Raw genomic sequence first — 15,853 nt, 5'->3', positions numbered from 1 at the left:
AAAGGAGAGAGCTATGCCTGCTAAATCAAAGGCCCAGCAAAAAGCGGCAGGTGCGGCCCTGTCGGCAAAGCGGGGTGAAACGGCGCGCAAGGATCTGGTCGGGGCCTCGAAAGAGATGTTCGACAGCATGACCGAGGCAGAGCTGGAAGATCTCGCCTCCACCCCTCATGACGGATTGCCGGACCGGGTGGAGGATGAGGAATGATGACGCCTTTGCAACCGGCTGAGATCACGCGCGCGCTGCTGGTCGGCAAACATGTTTTTGCGTCGAACAATGAGCCTGTCGGCTGCGTGAGCGATGTCCATGGCAGCGGTTCATCCGCGACCATCTTCGTGGATCTGGGCGGCATCCTCTGTCTCGATGGCAGGACCATCGAACTGGTCGCCGGGGATATGGAGATCGGGCGCGAAGAGAATGGCGCGATCATGCTGGGAACCGCGCTTACGGTGCATCAGCTGGAAATGCTGCCAGCCGTGCGGCTTTAACCGGTCGCGCCACAGGAGGTCAGACCCAGAACCGGGAAGAGGGTCAGGATCGTGGCTGCGAGCCCGATCCAGCCTCCGGCCCGGATAATCCTGTCGCTTGTGTCATTGCCGCGTGGCGCGCGCCACAGGATCGCGCTCGCCGCCCCGACCGCCAGCAACCAAAGCAGGATCATCGTGAAGTGATGCAGGTCACCGACGGGGGCTTGATAGGCGGGCCAGCCCCGGGCGCAGCCGATACCATGGGCGGCATAGATCACCGCGAAAGCCACGGCCCAGAGGGTGGGGCCGAGAAGGGCGCGCAGTGGCCAGCTCATCACAAAATCTCCTGTGCCGCGATTAGCAGGACAAGGATCAGGGTAGTCGCGAGCGTGAAATCCTGCCAGGCCCGCCAGATCGGCCAGGCGGCGACACGGCCCTCGGCCAGTCTGCCGTCCCGGCGTTGCACCAGACAGAGCAGGGCAAAGAGCGCCGCAATTGCGCAATGCAGCGCGACATAGCCCAGCCCCGCCGCCCGGAGCGCATCGCGCGCGTGCCGTGTCGGATCATCGAGCAGCATGGCCAGCCCGCCGGTCACCCCGAGGCCGAGCAGCAGCAGGGGCAGGGCGACCGTTGAACCGGTGGCCAGTGGAAAGCGCGCAAGCCCGGAGGCGGCAATCAGGATCAGGATCAGAACGGCTGCCAGAGTGCCCGCAGGCAGGGTGCCGATAGTGCTCTCCGGCGCAGGCCAGCCCGGCGCGATCACCGACAGGAAGCCAACCGCGAACAGGTAACAGGTAAAGAAGGTGCCATTCGCGATCAGAAGGCAGGTTAGTCCGGTGCGCGCCAGACCGTCAGGAACACTGTGGTTTACGGGCAGGCTTACCCCCGGTGCGGCCTCGATGGGCGGCTCGTCACTCTGGCTGCCCATGAACTTATGCCATTGCCACACCGTCACCCCGATGGCCGCGAGGCCGAAGGGGGCCAGCGGATAGAACCCGAACAACATCAGGAGCACAAAGCCTCCGATCACGGCGGCGGTGACAATTGGCAGGGCCGAGTTACCGGGCAGGACCGCGATATGACGCGGCGCGCCGCTGATCGCATCGACCACCAGCGTCTCGCGCCGCCCGCGAGGGGCGCCGGGCAAAAGACCCTCTCCCCGGGCAAGCTGTAGTGCGCTTTGGCCGGGAAAAGGCAGGGAGGCGATGTTGTAACTGGGGGCGGGCATCGGCATCGCCCATTCCAGCGTGTCCGCCTGCCACGGATCCCGCCGCGTCCTTTCCCCGAACAGGATCTGCAACAGCAGATCCAGCGCGAAGAGCGCGAAACCCGCCGCCATGACAAAGCCGAAGAAGGAACTTACAAGATTGGTCCATATCCATTCCGAGTTGTCAGGATAGACATCAATCCGGCGCGGCATTCCCAGAAGGCCGGTCAGATGCATAATGAAAAAGGTGCCGTGAAAGCCGATCAGGATCAGCCAGAAGGCCGTTGGCCCAAGGCCACGCACCGCCGCCCGCCCGGTAAACAGCGGCATCCAGTAGACCGCCGCCGCCATCATCGGAAAGACAAAGCCGCCGATCAGCACATAATGCAGATGCGCGGTGACGAAGGCCGTGTCATGCGCCTGCCAGTTGAAGGGCACGATGGCCAGCATGACACCGGTCAGACCGCCCATCACGAAGGTCGAGAAGAACCCCATCAGATGCAGCATCGGCAGCCGCATCTCGGGCCGCCCCTGCCAGATCGTGCCGATCCAGGCGAAGATCTGCACCGCAGTCGGCACCGCCACCAGCGCCGAGGCCGCCGAAAAGAAGGCCAGCGCCATATGCGGGATGCCCACGGTGAACATGTGATGCACCCAGAGGCCGAAGGACAAAAACACCAGCCCCAGAACGGCCGCGACAATCGCGCCGTAGCCCATGATCTTTGTGCGGCACATCACCGGCAGGATGGTGGAGATCGCGCCGGCGGCGGGCAGGAAGATGATATAGACCTCCGGGTGACCAAACAGCCAGAAGAGGTGCTGCCACAAAAGCGGATCACCGCCGCGCGTCACGTCGAAAAACGGCCAGTCAAAGGCGCGTTCGATCTCGAGCAGCATTGACGCGAGGATCAGCGGCGGAAAGCCCACCAGCATCATCGCGCTGGTCCCGAGCATATACCAGGCGAAGAGGGGCATTTCCGTGAGCTTCATCCTCGGCGCGCGCATCCTGAGGATCGTCACCGTGATCTCGACTGCAGCCGCCAGCGCGGAAATCTCGACAAAGGTGACGCCCAGAAGCCAGACATCGGCATTGATCCCCGGGCTGTAGGTCTTTGACGACAAAGGCGTATACATGAACCAGCCGCCATCCGGGGCGACACCGGCGACCAGCGCCGACAAAATGATCAGCCCTCCGAAGAGATAGCACCACCAGCCAAGCGCCGAGAGTCGGGGAAATGCCAGATCGCGCGACCCGAGCATCTTGGGAAGCAGATACATCCCCAGCCCTTCCAGCATCGGTATGGCGAAGAGGAACATCATCAGGCTGCCATGCATGGTGAAGAACTGGTTATAAAGCGCGGTGTCCAGAAAGGCCCCGCCGGGTGTCGCCAGCTGGGCGCGGATCAGCATGGCAAGGCAGCCCGCAATGGCGAAGAACACGAAAGCCGTGACCATGAAGCGCAGGCCAAGCTCGCTGTGATTGACCGAGGTGAGGATGCCGCGCCATCCGGCGGGACGGCCCCAGACCCGGTCAAGCTCGCGGTGCAGGCGCAGGGCGCGTTGGGGCGGATTGGGCGTGATCATGGGGCCTCGCGGGTCGTAAGATCGGAGAAGGCGGGCGGGGCGGCAGGATCATAGGCCAGCACCTCGAACCGCATCCCGGCATAGCCGGTGCCGGAGAATTCAGCCGAGGTTCCGTGGTAGAGGCCGGGCTTTGACGCCTCGATCCGCAGGATATTATCGCGGCCGGGCAGGGCGTCCATCTTGCCCGCGAGCTGCGGCACCCAGAAGGCGTGGATCACGTCTTCCGACCGGATCACGACATCGACCGGCGTTCCGGCGGGGATGTGCAGCCTGCCTTCGGTCCAGACGATCTCGTCCTCTGGCCCCGGTTGGCCGAAACGCCAGCTCCATTGCCGGGCAACCGCCTCGACGCGGACCACATCCGCGCCGGGGCGGGCCTGGATCCGCTCGCCCACCCAGATCCCGGAACCGACAACTGCGAATAACACAGCAAAGCTGAAACCGAGGCCCATGCCCTTGATCCAGAAGGCTTCTCCCGGGGCGCGGGGGTTCCTGCGGGCAAAGCCGTGCCAGATCAGCCCCAGCACCAAAACCGTGATCAGCGCCGCCCCTGCCAGCATCGCCCACAAGAGCGTGGCGATATCCGCCGCCGCCGGCCCCTGGGGCGCAAGGGTCGAGAGAGGCCCGCCACAGCCGGCAAGCGCCGGAACCATCAGCGCCACCGCTGGTTTTGGGAAGGACACAGAGAAGGACAGACGCAGATGGCACAGGCCAGACCAACCCGCCGCAGGCTTCGCGACCCGATCCACGAGCATCGCAGCTTCCACCGCACGGAATCGAAAATCGCGGTCGCAGGACACCCGATCCATGCCATGCTGGTGGCCTTCCCCATCGCGCTTTGTGTCAGCACACTCGGCGCGGATGCGCTTTACTGGTGGACGGGCGATCCCTTCTGGCCGCGCGCCGCGCTCTGGGCGGCGGGGGTGGGATTTGTGATGGGGATCCTCGCCGGGATTGCCGGGACGGCTGAATTGCTGCTTGTGCCGGGCATCCGCATCCGTGCCGCCAGCTGGACGCATTTCATCCTCGCTGTAATGCTTTTGTCGGTGCTGGGCGCCAATTGGGGGATGCGGATCGGGGATCCTGCGGGGGCGGTGCTGCCCTGGGGCTTCCTCGCCTCGCTGCTGGCGGCTGGCATGACCGCGATGACCGGCTGGCACGGTGGCAAGCTGGTGTTTGACTATGGTCTCGGCACCCAGAACGATCATGATGACCCCGCGCGTGGGGACAGGAACTGATCGGGGATCAGCGCGCGGAAGGGCGCAAGGTCGGGTTTGGCCAGGACCAGCGCGAGAACGGCGGCCATCAGCGGCAGCACGATCAGCAGCCCGGCCAGCGGCGCGCCCTGCCACTGGCTGCGCCGTTCTTCGCCCGAGCGCTGGATCAGATGGCCGAACCAGACATGGACCATCACCATCGCGGCGACAAAAGCCAGTTTGACCAGCAGCCATGGCGCGAAGACCTGCGCGGCAAAGATCAGCCCGGTGCCCGCCATGATCGTCACCAGCGCCGCCGGGGTGGCGATGCCGATATAGCCGATATGGGTGATCAGGCGGAACCGCGCATATTGCCGCTGGCTCATCGCCCCGCCATGGGCGCGCATCAGAAGCGGCAGCGCGATCAGGCTCGCACACCAGCAGGCCAGCGCGGCGACATGGAGGAATTTCAGCGCGGCGATCATGCGGCCTCTCCCAGCCGCCAGGCGCGCCTTGCCATGACGCCCGCGACCAGCGCCAGCGGCACAAGGCCGGGAACCCACATGATCAGCCCGGCGGTCTGCTGATCCGCCAGCGGTTCGATCCCCCAGGCGAGCGGGCCGGTCATATGCTGCGTGTAAAGCAGCCGGGTCGAGAAGGTCAGCACCGCGCCGATCAGCCCCATCACCCCGGCAAATGAGCCGACTAGCGCTGCATTGACCAGAACCGTGCCAGCGTCACGGTGGTCCGGGGTGAATACCGCCGACCAGAAGGCCCAGGCGGGCAGCAGCAGCGCGGCCTGCATCAGCCAATAGACCAGGGCGCTGTCCCAGGCGGCGCTGTAAACGGCGGGCAGATGCCAGAGTGTCAATGCGCCAGCGGTCAGCAGCAGCGATACCGGCGCCAGCGCCCCGGACAAGCGCATACTGCGCAGCGGCAGGGCGAGCGCGAACAGGGGCGCGGCAAAGCTGACCAGCAGCAAATGATGCAGCGCCCGCGCGCTGAAAAGCGCCGTGGTCAGCGCGCAAAGCGGTGAGACAAAGGCGATGACGAGCGCGGCCCAGGCCACGCAGAACATCACGCGGTTCTGTGCCCGTGCGATTCCAGGGATCAGCAGCGCAATCAGCGCCAGAACAAGCAGCGGATGAAAGTTCCAGCTGCCGAGGATCGCAGCCGGGTCTGGTGCTGGCCCACACCAGGGGATTGTTTCCGGTCTGCCTGTCTCATCCATGACACTCTCTCCCATGCGTCAAAGTCCTGGCGCCGTCGGGTGAGACAACGGCGAAAATCGCAGATCCTGGCCCTGTGCATCTCAATGGCGCCAGGTCTCCGCCTGAAGCTGTCTGCGCAGATCGGGAAGCGAAAGGGCACCGGTCGCGGACAGGGCCTCTTCGACCGCCTGACGATAGTCCTCCGGGAAACGCACCGAGACGGCGACGCTGCCGCGCCGGAACCCCTCACGGTAGATCTCGGCATCGCCTTCAGGAATGCCGAGATCAATCAGCGCTCCGAAAGTGGCACCGGCAAGCGCGCCGCCCGCTGCACCCGTCAGGGCGGTTACAAGCCAGCCCGCTGCGGCAACCGGCCCAAGGCCTGGAACCGCGATCAGCCCGAGCCCGGCCAGGAGACCGGCGCTGCCGCCCACTGCTGCGCCGAGCACACCCCCGGCTGCGGTGGCCGCCGCAGGATCCGGGATCTGGACCTCCTCCCCCGTGTCAGGATCATAGGCCTTTTGCATGTCGCGATAGTCACGCAGCGAGCCGTCGCCGAGGATCGACGGCTCGACCGAGGGGAGGGAAAGCGCCTCAAGATGTTCAACGGCGCGCATCGCATCGGCATAGTCTTTGAAAAGCCGGGTTGTCACGGCCATGTTTGGGGCTGGCATAGCAATCCTCCCATTCGCCCGGTGCCGCTGAGGGACATGAATTTCCTGTCGGTTTTCCCGCCAACGGAGCCGGTTCTTCGCAGTCAGGATTAAGAAACATGTGAGCCGGGGGTTTGTTCCGCAGAGATCTCGCGAGGAACATCTTGTGCGGGCCGGGCAAAGAAACGCCGGGAGCGCAGTCTGCGTGGGAACATGAGCCGCGATCAGAAGTTGTTTGCACATGCCTGGCCATCTCCCGGCCAGCCAACCAACCGGAGGAAAAGTGATGCCACATGGAGGCGAAGACCCCGATCTGCCCGTCATCCCGGTTCCGCCCGCCGCGCCGGACGTGCCGCAAGATCCCCCCGATCCGCCCTTGCAGGATCCTGCTCCGGGGCGGCGGGGGCCTGACATTCCGAACCTTCCCGATGTCGGAGATCCGATCCCCTCGCCCGATGCGCCGGAGGATCCGGTTGCATCCTCCTGAAAGCTGCGGGTGGGGCTATGCGCCCGCCCGTTCATTGATGGGATGCTAGACCCCTGAAGAAAGGAGCAAGCAGATGAGAAGGACAGTTTCCGCTATCGCGATGTGCCTTTGTCTCGGCGGGCAATCCCCGGTCATGGCACAGGGCAATCTGGAGGATATTGTTTCGGGTGTCGCGCAGAGCCTGCTGGTGCAGGAACTCGACCGTCAGGCCGCAGCCGAAGCCCGGCGGGCCGGAACGCTGACCGGCTGGCGTGCCTATCTGACGAGATTTCCGAACGGTGCCCACCGCAGCGAGGCCGAGCGCGAGATCGCAAGGCTGGGCGGTTCGGTGCGTCCGACCGAACCCGCTCCTGCGCCTGCCCCGGCGGACAGCGCAAGTGCCACCGAGGCGGCTCTGGCCCTCAGCCGCGAGCAGCGTCGCCAGATCCAGAGCCAGTTGACCTCGCTGGGATATGATGCCGGGGTGGCGGATGGTCTTTGGGGACGCAAGACCCGCGAGGCGATCAGAGGCTGGCAATCGGCCAATGGCGCGACAGCCAGCGGCTATGTGACCGAACGCCAGGTCCGCCAGATCCGGGAGCAGGCAGGAGGGGTGGCACCTCCGGTCGATGATACTGCCACGGATGACCGGAGCGAGGAGCGTCTTCTGGGGCTTACCGTCTCCGAGCGCCGTGACATTCAGCGCCGTCTGACGGCGCTTGGCTACAGGACGGGGGGCACAGACGGGGTGCTGGGGCAGAACAGCCGCCGCGCCATTGCCGCCTGGCAGCGGGACGAAGGCTTGCGCGCGAGTGGCTATATCACCGCAGACCAGCTGCGCGAATTGCGCCGCCAGACCGGCCCATGACCGATCACATGACCGATCAGGTGCCCGCGGCTTCGGGCACCTGAGACATGGTATGAAAGGAGGAGAAGATGTTTCCCTGGCTTCGCGTAATGCTCGTCCATCTCTGGGCCGCCTGTATCGCGGGAACCGTGGTGATCGCAGGTCTGGCCCTTGGCTATTACGACCCGGCGACCTTTGTCATCGCCGCCTTTGCAGGGGTTCTGCTGGGCGTCCCGGCAGGGCTGCTGAACTGGATCTGGCTGCGCCCGACGCGGTCACGCGAGATTGGATGGACCTGGCCTATTGCGCAATATATCCGCCGCCAGGCACAGGCGTTTATATTGCGTAAGGCCTAAACCTCCAGTCGGGTCTGCAGGACGTCCCCGGGATCACCGGGGGCCAGCTCCGGCGGCAGCCGGGGCTGAAACTGGTCAAGGTGCCGGAGGAAGTCCCGGCACCAGCCGAAGACGTCATGATCCGCCAGCACAGCCGCCATCGCGGCATGGCGCGCCTTGCGTTCCTCGCGCGGCATGGCGACCGCCTGCGCGACCGCGCGCGTGATGGTTTCCTCGTCATAGGGGTTCACGAGCAGCGCGCCTTCGCCCAGCTCGGCGGCGGCCCCTGCGAAACGTGACAGGATGAGGGTGCCGGGATCTTCCGGATCCTGCGCCGCGACATATTCCTTGGCGACCAGATTCATCCCGTCGCGGAGCGGCGTCACCAGCCCGACCCGCGCGATCCGGTAAAGACCGGCCAGCGTCTGCTGGCTGAAGGCGCGGTTCACATAGCGCACAGGCATCCAGTCGAGGCGGCTGTGCCTGCCATTGATCTGGCCCGCAAGCCCGGCCACCTCCTGGCGGAGCGCGTCATATTCGGCGACCCCTTCGCGGGTGTTCGGTGTGATCTGCAGATAGGTCACCCGCCCCAGCCATTCCGGGCTGGTTTCCAGAAAACGGCCAAACGCCTGGATCCGCTGCGGCAGGCCCTTGGTGTAATCAAGCCGGTCGACGCCCATGATCAGGCTGCGCCCTTCCAGCGAGGCGCGGAATTTGCGCATGGCGACATTGCGGACCGCATTCCCCGCGCTGCGGCCGATAGCGCCGGTGTCGATGCTGATCGGGAAGGCCCCCACCCGAAAGCGCCGCTCCTGCGCGGCATAAACCCCGGGCTCGCCCGCCACCGGCTGCGCAAGCCCGCTGCGGCTGAGGCAAAGGCCGAAATTCGTGGCATCCGGTTCAGTCTGGAAGCCCAGCAGATCAAAGCTGGTCATCGTGCGCAAAAGCGTTTCGCCGCCCGGCAGCGTCAGGAAGACATCCGGCGCAGGCCAGGGGATATGCATGAAAAAGCCGATCCGGTTCCGGAACCCGAGCTGGCGCAGCTCGGCGGCCAGCGGGATCAGGTGGTAATCATGGATCCAGATCAGGTCATCGGGCCGGATCAGCGGCGCAAGCCGCTGCGCGAAAAAGCGGTTCACGCGGAAATAGCCTTCGGCATCGCGGCGGCTGTAATCGGTCAGATCGATGCGATAATGGCAGATCGGCCAGAGCACGCTGTTCGCGAAACCGTTGTAATATTCCGACAGATCCCGCTCTGACAGATCGCTCAGCGCATAGGTGATCGCGCCGTCTTCATGCAGCGAGAGGGGGCCGGGCTCTTCCGCGCCCGAGGAGCCTCCGGACCAGCCCATCCAGATCCCGCCCCGCTCGGACAGGGCGGCGCGCACAGCCACCGCAAGCCCGCCCTGGGGCGGCCGGTCGGGCGCGGGCACCCGGTTTGAGACGACGATCAGGCGGCTCACAACACTTCCTCCCAGGGGCACGACAGCGCCATGGCGGCATTTATCAGCCCGACCATGGAATAGGTCTGCGGGAAATTGCCCCAAAGCTCGCCGCTTTCGACATGGACGCCTTCTGACAAGAGCCCCAGCGGGTTTCGCCGCGACAGCACATCGTCAAAGATCTCGCGGGCCTCCTCCTTGCGGCCGGTGCGCACCAGCGCGTCGATCAGCCAAAAGGTGCAGGCGGTGAAGGCGGTCTCGGGCGCGCCGAAATCATCGGGGCGGCGGTAGCGGTAGAGGTGGTTTCCAAAACGCAGATCCGCCTCGCAGGCTGCAACGGTGGCCAGAAAGCGCGGATCCTGCGGCGCGATAAAGCCGGTCTGCGCCATCAGAAGCAGGCTTGCATCGACTTCGTCGCCGCCAAAAGAGGCCACAAAGCAGCCGCGCTCGGCGTTCCAGCCGCGTTCAAAAATTGCCGCGCGGATCTTTGCGGCGCTGGCCACCCAGCGTTCGGTTTCCGGCACAAGGCCCAGCTTGCGCGCGATCCGCGCCAGCCGGTCACAGGCCGCCCAGCACATCAGCGCGGAATGGGTATGGACCTCTTCACGGGTGCGGAACTCCCACAGACCGGCATCGGGCTGATCCCAGCAGGCCTCGGCCTCGGCCCCCAGCCGCTCAAGCCTGCGGAACAGGGCCTCATCGCCCATATCGGGCAGGCGTTCGTCAAAGAAACACTGGATCGCAGCCAGGATGACCGATCCATAGCCGTCATTCTGCACCTGGTTGAAAGCCGCATTGCCGCGCCGCACCGGGCCAAAGCCGCGATAGCCGGGCAAAGCGGGCACGATATGCTCATCCAAAACCCGCTCCAGCCCCAGGCCGAAAAGGGGCTGCATATAGCCGCTGTCAGACCCCGCCGCGATATTCGAGACATAGGTGAGGTAATGTTCCATTGTGCGCGTCGCGTTCAGGCTGTTCAGCGCCTGGACGGTAAAATAGCTGTCGCGGAGCCAGCAGAAGCGGTAATCCCAGGTCCGCCCGCTGGCGCCGAATTCCGGGACCGAGGTGGTGAGCGCGGCGACAATCGCGCCGGTTTCCTCGTTCGAACACAGCTTCAGCGTGATGGCTGAGCGGATCACCACATCCTGGAAGTCAGCGGGCAGGGCGAGGCTGCGCACCCAGTTGCGCCAGTAATCGGTCGTCTCGCGCAGGAAATGGCGCGCAATGGCCATCGGATGATCCGAAAGGCTCTCATCGGGGCCAAGGATGAAGGCCTGCGGGCGTTCCAGCAGGAAAGGCGTCCCGGACAGGATGTAATCGACCGGAGCATCGGTGGTCAGGCGTAGCACCTCGGGGCCAAGGATATAGCGCAGATGGTTGGTGCCGCGCGTGATCCCGGGCGCGTTGGCCCCATAGTCCGAGCGGAGCCGCAGCGAGACGGTCAGTCGGGGCGTGCCCTTGACCGGCTCGATGATGCGCTGCACGGAATAGCCGCGAAACATCCGCCCGTTGCGCAGGAAGCGCGGCGCAAAGTCGATGATCCTTGCCTCGTTGCCCTCTTTATCGGTGAGGATGGTCTCAAGGATGGCGGTATTGCGCAGATAGCGCTGGTGGCTGCCGGTCTGGTGGTCAAGCCGGAAGGACCAGGCCCCTTCGCCTGTATCCGCTCCGCCCTCCGGGCCTCCGCCGAGCAGGCCGCAGAAGACCGGGTCGCCATCCATGCGCGGCACGCACATCCAGTCGAGCCTGCCATCCCGGTCGATCAGGGCGGCAAGGCTTGCATTGCCGATGATGCCGCGATCAAGGTCGGGCAGGGAGCGGCAGGGGGTATTCGTCATGAATTCAGTCTCCTGGACGGGACGGTCCCGCCAGTTGGTGGAGCCAGGACCGGAAGGCCCCCGGCGTTGTGATGCGTTGAATGGCGGCACTGGGGCTGTCCTGGTCGCCGATACGGATCGACAGGCCGCCCATGCTGTTGACCGCCTGAAACATCGCCTCATCCGTCAGATCGTCGCCGGCCGCGAGCGGCAGGCGGCCAATAAACGGGGGCGAGGCCATAAGGTTCCGAAGCGCCGCGCCTTTGTCAACTCCGGCAGGGCCAAGCTCGACGACACATTTTCCGTCCCGCAAGCGCCAGGCCGGTCCGGCAATCACAAGGGCCTCGGCCATGATCCCTTCGACAATGCCGCGAAGATCGGGTGCCAGACGGTAATGCAGGGCAAAGGCCGCGCCTTTATCCTCGATCAGAAGTCCGGGATGGTCCGCCGCTTTGGCGCGCATAAAATCAAAGGCCGCCCGGAAGGCTGCGGTATCGCCTTGCGGTGCGGTTGTGGCAGGGCGCTCCATCACCACCGCACCGGGACGGATTTCCGCCCCATGCAGACCGGCCACAGTAAAGCGATGTTGCGGGAAAAGGCTGTCGACAAAGCCAACCCGCCGCCCTGTCACCAGAGCAAGCGCCCCGGAGACGTGATCCTCAAGCCACGCCAGCAGCTCGGCAAGTCCAGGTTCCGGCACTACCTCATCAGGGGTCGCGGCCAGGTCCAGCAGCGTGCCATCGAGGTCCAGGAACAGCGCCGTGCCAGCCAGATCGGGCAGGGCGGGGTCCCTCTCTCTTCCCTCCCCGGCTGTCGGGGGCCTCGTCTGATGTGGGGGAAGCGGTGTCAGAACCTTCTGAGCCGCGGGGGAAGCCTGTCGGTTTTCCGTGGTCATGGCCGCAATCCTGGACAGAGTTTGCTGCAGTTGCAAACAACGGGGGCGGATCTTCGCTTATGGCAAGGGCAGGCGGGCCGCAGAGAATTCTCGGAGGGGCGCGGTGCCGCAGTCAGCGGTAGCGAAAAATCGCTGCATCCGGGTCGTCGCTGCCCGCGATGGCTGCGGCCACGATCTGCGCTGCGATGACCGAAAATGTGATGCCATTGCCGCCATATCCCATCGCGGCGAAGCATCGCACATAGCCCGGCACGCGGGCGATGATCGGCAGCCCGTCATCTGTCACGCTGAAGGGCGCCGACCAGGTGTAAGCTGGCTTGCCGATATTTACCCCGGTCAGATCGTGCAGTTTCCGGGCGATGATGCCAGCCTTTTTCGCCAGCTTTTCCGGGTCGGAATTGCTGTCGGCGGCCTCTTCATCCTCGCCGCCTGCGATGATGCGCCCTGCCTCATCACTGCGGAAATAGAGATAGGGGTCTGCGGCTTCCCAGACGATCATGTCCCGCATCCAGCCCGGCAGATGTGGCATTGGCCGGGAGGCAAGCGCCCAGGTCGAGGTGACATGATGCGATGCCGTTTTCATCTGCGGCAGATATTCATAGCCGGTGCAGAAAAAGGCATATTCGGCGACCAGCACCTCTCCGTTCCGCGTCGCGAGCGCGATTCCCGAGGGCAGTTCCGCCATATCGGTGATCTCAACCGGCGAGACGAGCTGCGCCTTTCTGGACAGCACGGCCCGCAAAAGCCCTGCCGTCACCTGCGCGGGGTTCTCCGAGGCTGAATCCTGCGACAGGATCGCCGCCGGGCGGTCGATACCAAAACGCTCTATCAGGTCTGCGCGTTTCAGATAGTCGGCTTTTATTCCGACCCCGTGGCGCGCCTCTGCCTCATTGCGCAGCGCCCGCGCGCCCATCTCATCTCCGGCGAGATAAAGCGCGGGCTTGGGGCCCATTCCACAATCCAGCCCCAGCCGGGCAGAGAGCGCCACCAGATCCGCCACCGCCGCGACCGAGCGCACCCAGGCGCGTCCGGCGTGATCCGGGCCGATCTTGCGGCTCAGCCGTGTCAGGGGAATGTCAATCTCATGCTGGATCATTGCGGTCGAGGCCGGGGTGGACCCGCGCACCGCCGGGCGGCGATCAAGGATAAGCACCGACTTTCCGGCCCGGGTCAGCGCCTCCGCCATCAATGCGCCGGAGATACCGGCCCCGATCACGATCACGTCGAAGCGCCCGCGCGGGAGTTTCTTCGCAGCGGGCACCGTGGAATGCGGGGTCGTCAGCCAGATCGGTTTGCCGATCCGCAGATCGTCCTTGCGGGTCTGGGCGTCATGACTTCGGGATCGTGTGGCCATCCGTAACCTCTGGCGAAGAAAACATGGGCGCGCAGATGCTCGTGGTCTGAACCTGCTTTGAACCGTCCGGACAGGCCGAGACATGCTGCGACCCGCACAAGCATCGGTGCGGGTCGCGCAATGACCCGGAGGAGGAGGGAAACCCCGTCCGGATCATATTTCAGCGGCGGCGATTGCCATCGGCGCTGCCGCTGAGCAAATAGCCCATGGCGATGCCAAGAAGACCGACGCCGACCAGAACTGTGGAAGTCGTGACCGGGTTCTCCCGCGCGACATCCGCCGCCACATGCGCCTGGTCACGGACCCGGCTTGCGACAGCGCGTGCCCGCCCTTTGCCGGTTTCATAAGCGTCTTCAGCCTCCTGCACCGCATCTGAGGCATGTGATGCAAGGGATTTGCTGATCCGCGCCATTTCGGTCTTCAGATCCCCGATCTGTTTTTCCAGGCTTGTGCGGATGTCTTCGAAAGCGTCAGCCATTTCGTAGCTCCTTGTTCTGTGAATAGAGAACCGGGCAGCAGGAGAAAAGTTCCTGTGGGGCAGCTCCTGTTCGCCTTTCCAGGCGGGATGCCGCCCGGTTCGCTCTGAATGTCGGGCCTCACAGCCGATAGCTGAGACCGCCGAAGATGCGCCCCTCGTCGCGATGCCTGCCGCCCCGAACCGCACCGGAAAGAGCGGCCGCGCCAGCGACCAGCGCGGCCGCCGTCAGGATGAAGGCCGTCAGGATCGCGCTGATGCGGGCGGTTTCTGCCGCATCGCGGGCGGCGGCCTCTGCCTCGTCTGCCATTCTTACAGCTTCCGCCCGCAGTTCCTGCGCCGCGCTGATCGCGGCCTCTACCCGGGCTTCGACCACACTTTGCTCAAGGCCGCTCAGCCTTGCAGTCGCGCCGGTCAGCCAGGCGCGGTCGGCTTCGGTGATCTCGCCGCTCAGGGCGACACCGGCAAGGATCGATGCGCTTTGACGGGCCAGTTCGGATGGGTCTTCCGAGGGTGCAACAGGGGCGGCGGTTCCCGGCGCGGCAGGCGTTCCGGCGACGGAAGGTGCTGTGTCGGAAAGCAAGGGGCGGCTGAGGGTGTCGCCGATCCGGCCAAGCGCGGCAGCGCCGGCATCTTGCGGCAGTGCTGCGCCAAAGCCCTGTGCCGCACCGCCAACCGCAGTGGCTGCGGCCTGTGTCGCATTGCCGGCGACCTCACCCGCCGTGGTTGCAACCGTGGTCACGACGCCTGCGGCCATCCAGGCCGTCACCAGCATGCCAAGGCCCCAGACCACCAGCCCGTTGATCCCGTCGCGCGTGGCGGTCTCGTCGCCCGGGAGGGTCTCGACCCGGCGCCGCATGCGACCGGCAATATACCCGCCCGCCAGATAGCTGACGACCAGGGTGATCACGAGCCACAATCCCGTTACGATGATCCAGAGGCTAAAGGATCCCTCGCCGGGTTCTGCTGAAATTGTCGAAAGCCCGAGTGCGGCTCCGAAGGTCATGAAGAGACCGGCAGTCGCGGCGGCCACGACCGCACCGGCGATCACAGCGGCCCAGTCAACAAGGGGGCCTGTTGTAACGGGTGCGGTTGCGACGGGGGCGATCTGCGTTTCGCTGTGTTCCATTGCGATCTCTCCTCAGCGCAGGCCGAGAAGCGACAAGATCGCGAGAACGACCACGACGAGGCCAACGAGATAGATGATGCTGTGCATGACGATCCTCCGGTGTTGAACAGGCTGCGCGACACCGCGCTTCCGATTGGCCACAACCAGCCGATCACGTGAATGTTCCGCAATTCCTGCCGCAACCGGCCCGGCACTGCGGGAACAGAATCTCGGGCCGCCTGTTCACACCTCAACGGCAACAGGAGGGTGATATGTCGACAGCAGCTGAACTGGAGAGCAAACTCTGGAGCGCATTGCGCTCGGATCGTGTGATGATGCTGGGCCTTGTGGGCAAAGACGATGGTCATACCCGCCCCATGACCGCAATTATCGAAGGCGAGGACCGGGGCCCGATCTGGTTTTTCACCAGCATCGACAATGAAATTGTGACCGCTGGTGGTGGCCGTGCTGTGGCAGCCTTTGTCTCGAAGGGCCATGATCTCTTCGCCACGATCCATGGCCGGGTCAGCATCAGTCAGGATCCGGCGGCGATTGACCGGCTCTGGAACAGCATGGTTGCCGCATGGTTTGACGGCCAGGATGATCCGAAGCTTCGGGTGTTGCGTCTTGACCCGGAAGGCGCACAGATCTGGGAAAATGCGTCCTCGCTCTTTGCGGGAGTCAGGGCGTTGTTCGGCGCAGACCCGAAGGAGGATTACAAAAGCAAGGTGTTGAACGGCTTGCAATAAGGACCCCGCTTCTGGGGTGATCGGCGTCCAAAAGGGACCCCACCGACCG

19 protein-coding genes are annotated in these 15,853 nt (G+C 64.8%); 7 read left to right on the top strand and 12 right to left on the bottom strand.

Annotated features, from left to right (window positions below; genetic code table 11):
- Nucleotides 1–13 precede the first annotated feature (13 nt).
- Entirely contained in the window at nucleotides 14–205 is a 192-nt protein-coding gene (locus tag JC607_RS02800) for a DUF3008 family protein (protein WP_198835432.1), read from the top strand.
- Nucleotides 202–486, top strand: coding sequence for a hypothetical protein (locus JC607_RS02795; protein WP_198835431.1), 285 nt, complete (start codon nucleotides 202–204; stop codon nucleotides 484–486). The genes JC607_RS02800 and JC607_RS02795 overlap by 4 nt, the downstream gene beginning before the upstream one ends.
- Here JC607_RS02795 and JC607_RS02790 read toward each other — a convergent pair.
- From JC607_RS02790 to JC607_RS02780, 3 genes are read right to left on the bottom strand one after another with little or no spacing between them, the layout of a single operon-like run.
- A complete protein-coding gene (locus tag JC607_RS02790; protein WP_198835430.1) occupies nucleotides 483–800 on the bottom strand; it encodes a hypothetical protein in 318 nt (105 codons plus the stop codon). The genes JC607_RS02795 and JC607_RS02790 overlap by 4 nt on opposite strands.
- Nucleotides 800–3,256 (bottom strand): cytochrome c oxidase subunit I, encoded by a 2,457-nt coding sequence (gene ctaD / locus JC607_RS02785; protein WP_198835429.1) that lies wholly within the window; start codon nucleotides 3,254–3,256, stop codon nucleotides 800–802. The genes JC607_RS02790 and ctaD overlap by 1 nt, the downstream gene beginning before the upstream one ends.
- A complete protein-coding gene (locus JC607_RS02780) occupies nucleotides 3,253–3,909 on the bottom strand; it encodes a cytochrome c oxidase subunit II (RefSeq protein ID WP_198835428.1) in 657 nt (218 codons plus the stop codon). The genes ctaD and JC607_RS02780 overlap by 4 nt, the downstream gene beginning before the upstream one ends.
- A gap of 48 nt (nucleotides 3,910–3,957) precedes the next feature.
- Between JC607_RS02780 and JC607_RS02775 the strand changes: the two genes are divergently transcribed.
- Entirely contained in the window at nucleotides 3,958–4,494 is a 537-nt protein-coding gene (locus JC607_RS02775; protein WP_198835427.1) for a DUF2231 domain-containing protein, read from the top strand.
- On the opposite strand, the gene JC607_RS02770 is transcribed toward JC607_RS02775, so the two are convergent.
- From JC607_RS02770 to JC607_RS02760, 3 genes are all read right to left on the bottom strand, one after another.
- Nucleotides 4,461–4,937: a CopD family protein gene (locus JC607_RS02770; RefSeq protein WP_198835426.1), complete on the bottom strand. Its 477-nt coding sequence runs from the start codon at nucleotides 4,935–4,937 to the stop codon at nucleotides 4,461–4,463. The genes JC607_RS02775 and JC607_RS02770 overlap by 34 nt on opposite strands.
- Nucleotides 4,934–5,683, bottom strand: coding sequence for a cytochrome c oxidase assembly protein (locus JC607_RS02765; RefSeq protein WP_198835425.1), 750 nt, complete (start codon nucleotides 5,681–5,683; stop codon nucleotides 4,934–4,936). Before JC607_RS02765 ends, JC607_RS02770 begins: the two co-directional genes overlap by 4 nt.
- 81 nt (nucleotides 5,684–5,764) lie before the next feature.
- Complete coding sequence (locus JC607_RS02760; RefSeq protein WP_233092584.1) at nucleotides 5,765–6,337, bottom strand: hypothetical protein; 573 nt, start codon at nucleotides 6,335–6,337, stop codon at nucleotides 5,765–5,767.
- Between the two features lie 265 nt (nucleotides 6,338–6,602).
- On the opposite strand from JC607_RS02760, the gene JC607_RS02755 reads away from it, so the two are divergent.
- The 3 genes from JC607_RS02755 to JC607_RS02745 all read left to right on the top strand — a co-directional run bounded on the left by JC607_RS02755 (nucleotide 6,603) and on the right by JC607_RS02745 (nucleotide 7,985).
- Nucleotides 6,603–6,803 carry a hypothetical protein gene (locus JC607_RS02755; protein WP_198835424.1) on the top strand — a complete coding sequence of 67 codons (201 nt, stop codon included), beginning with the start codon at nucleotides 6,603–6,605 and terminating at the stop codon, nucleotides 6,801–6,803.
- Nucleotides 6,804–6,876: 73 nt separating this feature from the next.
- The gene (locus tag JC607_RS02750) at nucleotides 6,877–7,650 is read left to right on the top strand and encodes a peptidoglycan-binding protein (RefSeq protein ID WP_198835423.1); all 774 of its coding nucleotides are present in this window, start codon (nucleotides 6,877–6,879) and stop codon (nucleotides 7,648–7,650) included.
- 68 nt (nucleotides 7,651–7,718) lie between these two features.
- Complete coding sequence (locus JC607_RS02745; protein WP_198835422.1) at nucleotides 7,719–7,985, top strand: hypothetical protein; 267 nt, start codon at nucleotides 7,719–7,721, stop codon at nucleotides 7,983–7,985.
- Here JC607_RS02745 and JC607_RS02740 read toward each other — a convergent pair.
- The 6 genes from JC607_RS02740 to JC607_RS02715 all read right to left on the bottom strand — a co-directional run bounded on the left by JC607_RS02740 (nucleotide 7,982) and on the right by JC607_RS02715 (nucleotide 15,076).
- The gene (locus JC607_RS02740; protein ID WP_198835421.1) at nucleotides 7,982–9,427 is read right to left on the bottom strand and encodes a trehalose-6-phosphate synthase; all 1,446 of its coding nucleotides are present in this window, start codon (nucleotides 9,425–9,427) and stop codon (nucleotides 7,982–7,984) included. The two genes, JC607_RS02745 and JC607_RS02740, sit on opposite strands and share 4 nt — an antisense overlap.
- A complete protein-coding gene (locus JC607_RS02735) occupies nucleotides 9,424–11,244 on the bottom strand; it encodes a glycoside hydrolase family 15 protein (RefSeq protein ID WP_198835420.1) in 1,821 nt (606 codons plus the stop codon). The genes JC607_RS02740 and JC607_RS02735 overlap by 4 nt, the downstream gene beginning before the upstream one ends.
- Nucleotides 11,245–11,248: 4 nt before the next feature.
- Nucleotides 11,249–12,118, bottom strand: a complete 870-nt coding sequence (gene otsB, locus JC607_RS02730) for a trehalose-phosphatase (protein WP_198835419.1) — start codon at nucleotides 12,116–12,118, stop codon at nucleotides 11,249–11,251.
- Nucleotides 12,119–12,230: 112 nt separating this feature from the next.
- Nucleotides 12,231–13,472, bottom strand: coding sequence for an FAD-binding oxidoreductase (locus tag JC607_RS02725; protein ID WP_198835418.1), 1,242 nt, complete (start codon nucleotides 13,470–13,472; stop codon nucleotides 12,231–12,233).
- 160 nt (nucleotides 13,473–13,632) lie between these two features.
- Entirely contained in the window at nucleotides 13,633–13,950 is a 318-nt protein-coding gene (locus tag JC607_RS02720; RefSeq protein ID WP_198835417.1) for a hypothetical protein, read from the bottom strand.
- Nucleotides 13,951–14,068: 118 nt separating this feature from the next.
- Complete coding sequence (locus JC607_RS02715) at nucleotides 14,069–15,076, bottom strand: hypothetical protein (RefSeq protein ID WP_233092582.1); 1,008 nt, start codon at nucleotides 15,074–15,076, stop codon at nucleotides 14,069–14,071.
- Nucleotides 15,077–15,327: 251 nt separating this feature from the next.
- Here JC607_RS02715 and JC607_RS02710 point away from each other — a divergent pair, with 251 nt between their 5' ends.
- Nucleotides 15,328–15,804, top strand: a complete 477-nt coding sequence (locus JC607_RS02710) for a pyridoxamine 5'-phosphate oxidase family protein (protein ID WP_198835416.1) — start codon at nucleotides 15,328–15,330, stop codon at nucleotides 15,802–15,804.
- The last annotated feature ends 49 nt before the right edge of the window (nucleotides 15,805–15,853 follow it).

Origin of the sequence: Paracoccus sp. IB05, assembly GCF_016405985.1 — a bacterium.
Classification (GTDB): Bacteria; Pseudomonadota; Alphaproteobacteria; order Rhodobacterales; family Rhodobacteraceae; genus Pseudogemmobacter.
Note: the sequence above shows the minus strand (reverse complement) of the source record. Positions and strands in the feature narration are given on the sequence as shown.

Excerpts from the sequence above, each read along its gene's own strand:
- JC607_RS02800 (WP_198835432.1), top strand. The coding sequence starts at position 14 with ATGCCTGCTAAATCAAAGGCCCAGCAAAAAGCGGCAGGTGCGGCCCTG.
- JC607_RS02795 (WP_198835431.1), top strand. The coding sequence starts at position 202 with ATGATGACGCCTTTGCAACCGGCTGAGATCACGCGCGCGCTGCTGGTC.
- JC607_RS02790 (WP_198835430.1), bottom strand. The coding sequence starts at position 800 with ATGAGCTGGCCACTGCGCGCCCTTCTCGGCCCCACCCTCTGGGCCGTG.
- ctaD (WP_198835429.1), bottom strand. The coding sequence starts at position 3,256 with ATGATCACGCCCAATCCGCCCCAACGCGCCCTGCGCCTGCACCGCGAG.
- JC607_RS02780 (WP_198835428.1), bottom strand. The coding sequence starts at position 3,909 with ATGGTTCCGGCGCTTGCCGGCTGTGGCGGGCCTCTCTCGACCCTTGCG.
- JC607_RS02775 (WP_198835427.1), top strand. The coding sequence starts at position 3,958 with ATGGCACAGGCCAGACCAACCCGCCGCAGGCTTCGCGACCCGATCCAC.
- JC607_RS02770 (WP_198835426.1), bottom strand. The coding sequence starts at position 4,937 with ATGATCGCCGCGCTGAAATTCCTCCATGTCGCCGCGCTGGCCTGCTGG.
- JC607_RS02765 (WP_198835425.1), bottom strand. The coding sequence starts at position 5,683 with ATGGATGAGACAGGCAGACCGGAAACAATCCCCTGGTGTGGGCCAGCA.
- JC607_RS02760 (WP_233092584.1), bottom strand. The coding sequence starts at position 6,337 with ATGCCAGCCCCAAACATGGCCGTGACAACCCGGCTTTTCAAAGACTAT.
- JC607_RS02755 (WP_198835424.1), top strand. The coding sequence starts at position 6,603 with ATGCCACATGGAGGCGAAGACCCCGATCTGCCCGTCATCCCGGTTCCG.
- JC607_RS02750 (WP_198835423.1), top strand. The coding sequence starts at position 6,877 with ATGAGAAGGACAGTTTCCGCTATCGCGATGTGCCTTTGTCTCGGCGGG.
- JC607_RS02745 (WP_198835422.1), top strand. The coding sequence starts at position 7,719 with ATGTTTCCCTGGCTTCGCGTAATGCTCGTCCATCTCTGGGCCGCCTGT.
- JC607_RS02735 (WP_198835420.1), bottom strand. The coding sequence starts at position 11,244 with ATGACGAATACCCCCTGCCGCTCCCTGCCCGACCTTGATCGCGGCATC.
- otsB (WP_198835419.1), bottom strand. The coding sequence starts at position 12,118 with ATGACCACGGAAAACCGACAGGCTTCCCCCGCGGCTCAGAAGGTTCTG.
- JC607_RS02725 (WP_198835418.1), bottom strand. The coding sequence starts at position 13,472 with ATGGCCACACGATCCCGAAGTCATGACGCCCAGACCCGCAAGGACGAT.
- JC607_RS02720 (WP_198835417.1), bottom strand. The coding sequence starts at position 13,950 with ATGGCTGACGCTTTCGAAGACATCCGCACAAGCCTGGAAAAACAGATC.
- JC607_RS02715 (WP_233092582.1), bottom strand. The coding sequence starts at position 15,076 with ATGGAACACAGCGAAACGCAGATCGCCCCCGTCGCAACCGCACCCGTT.
- JC607_RS02710 (WP_198835416.1), top strand. The coding sequence starts at position 15,328 with ATGTCGACAGCAGCTGAACTGGAGAGCAAACTCTGGAGCGCATTGCGC.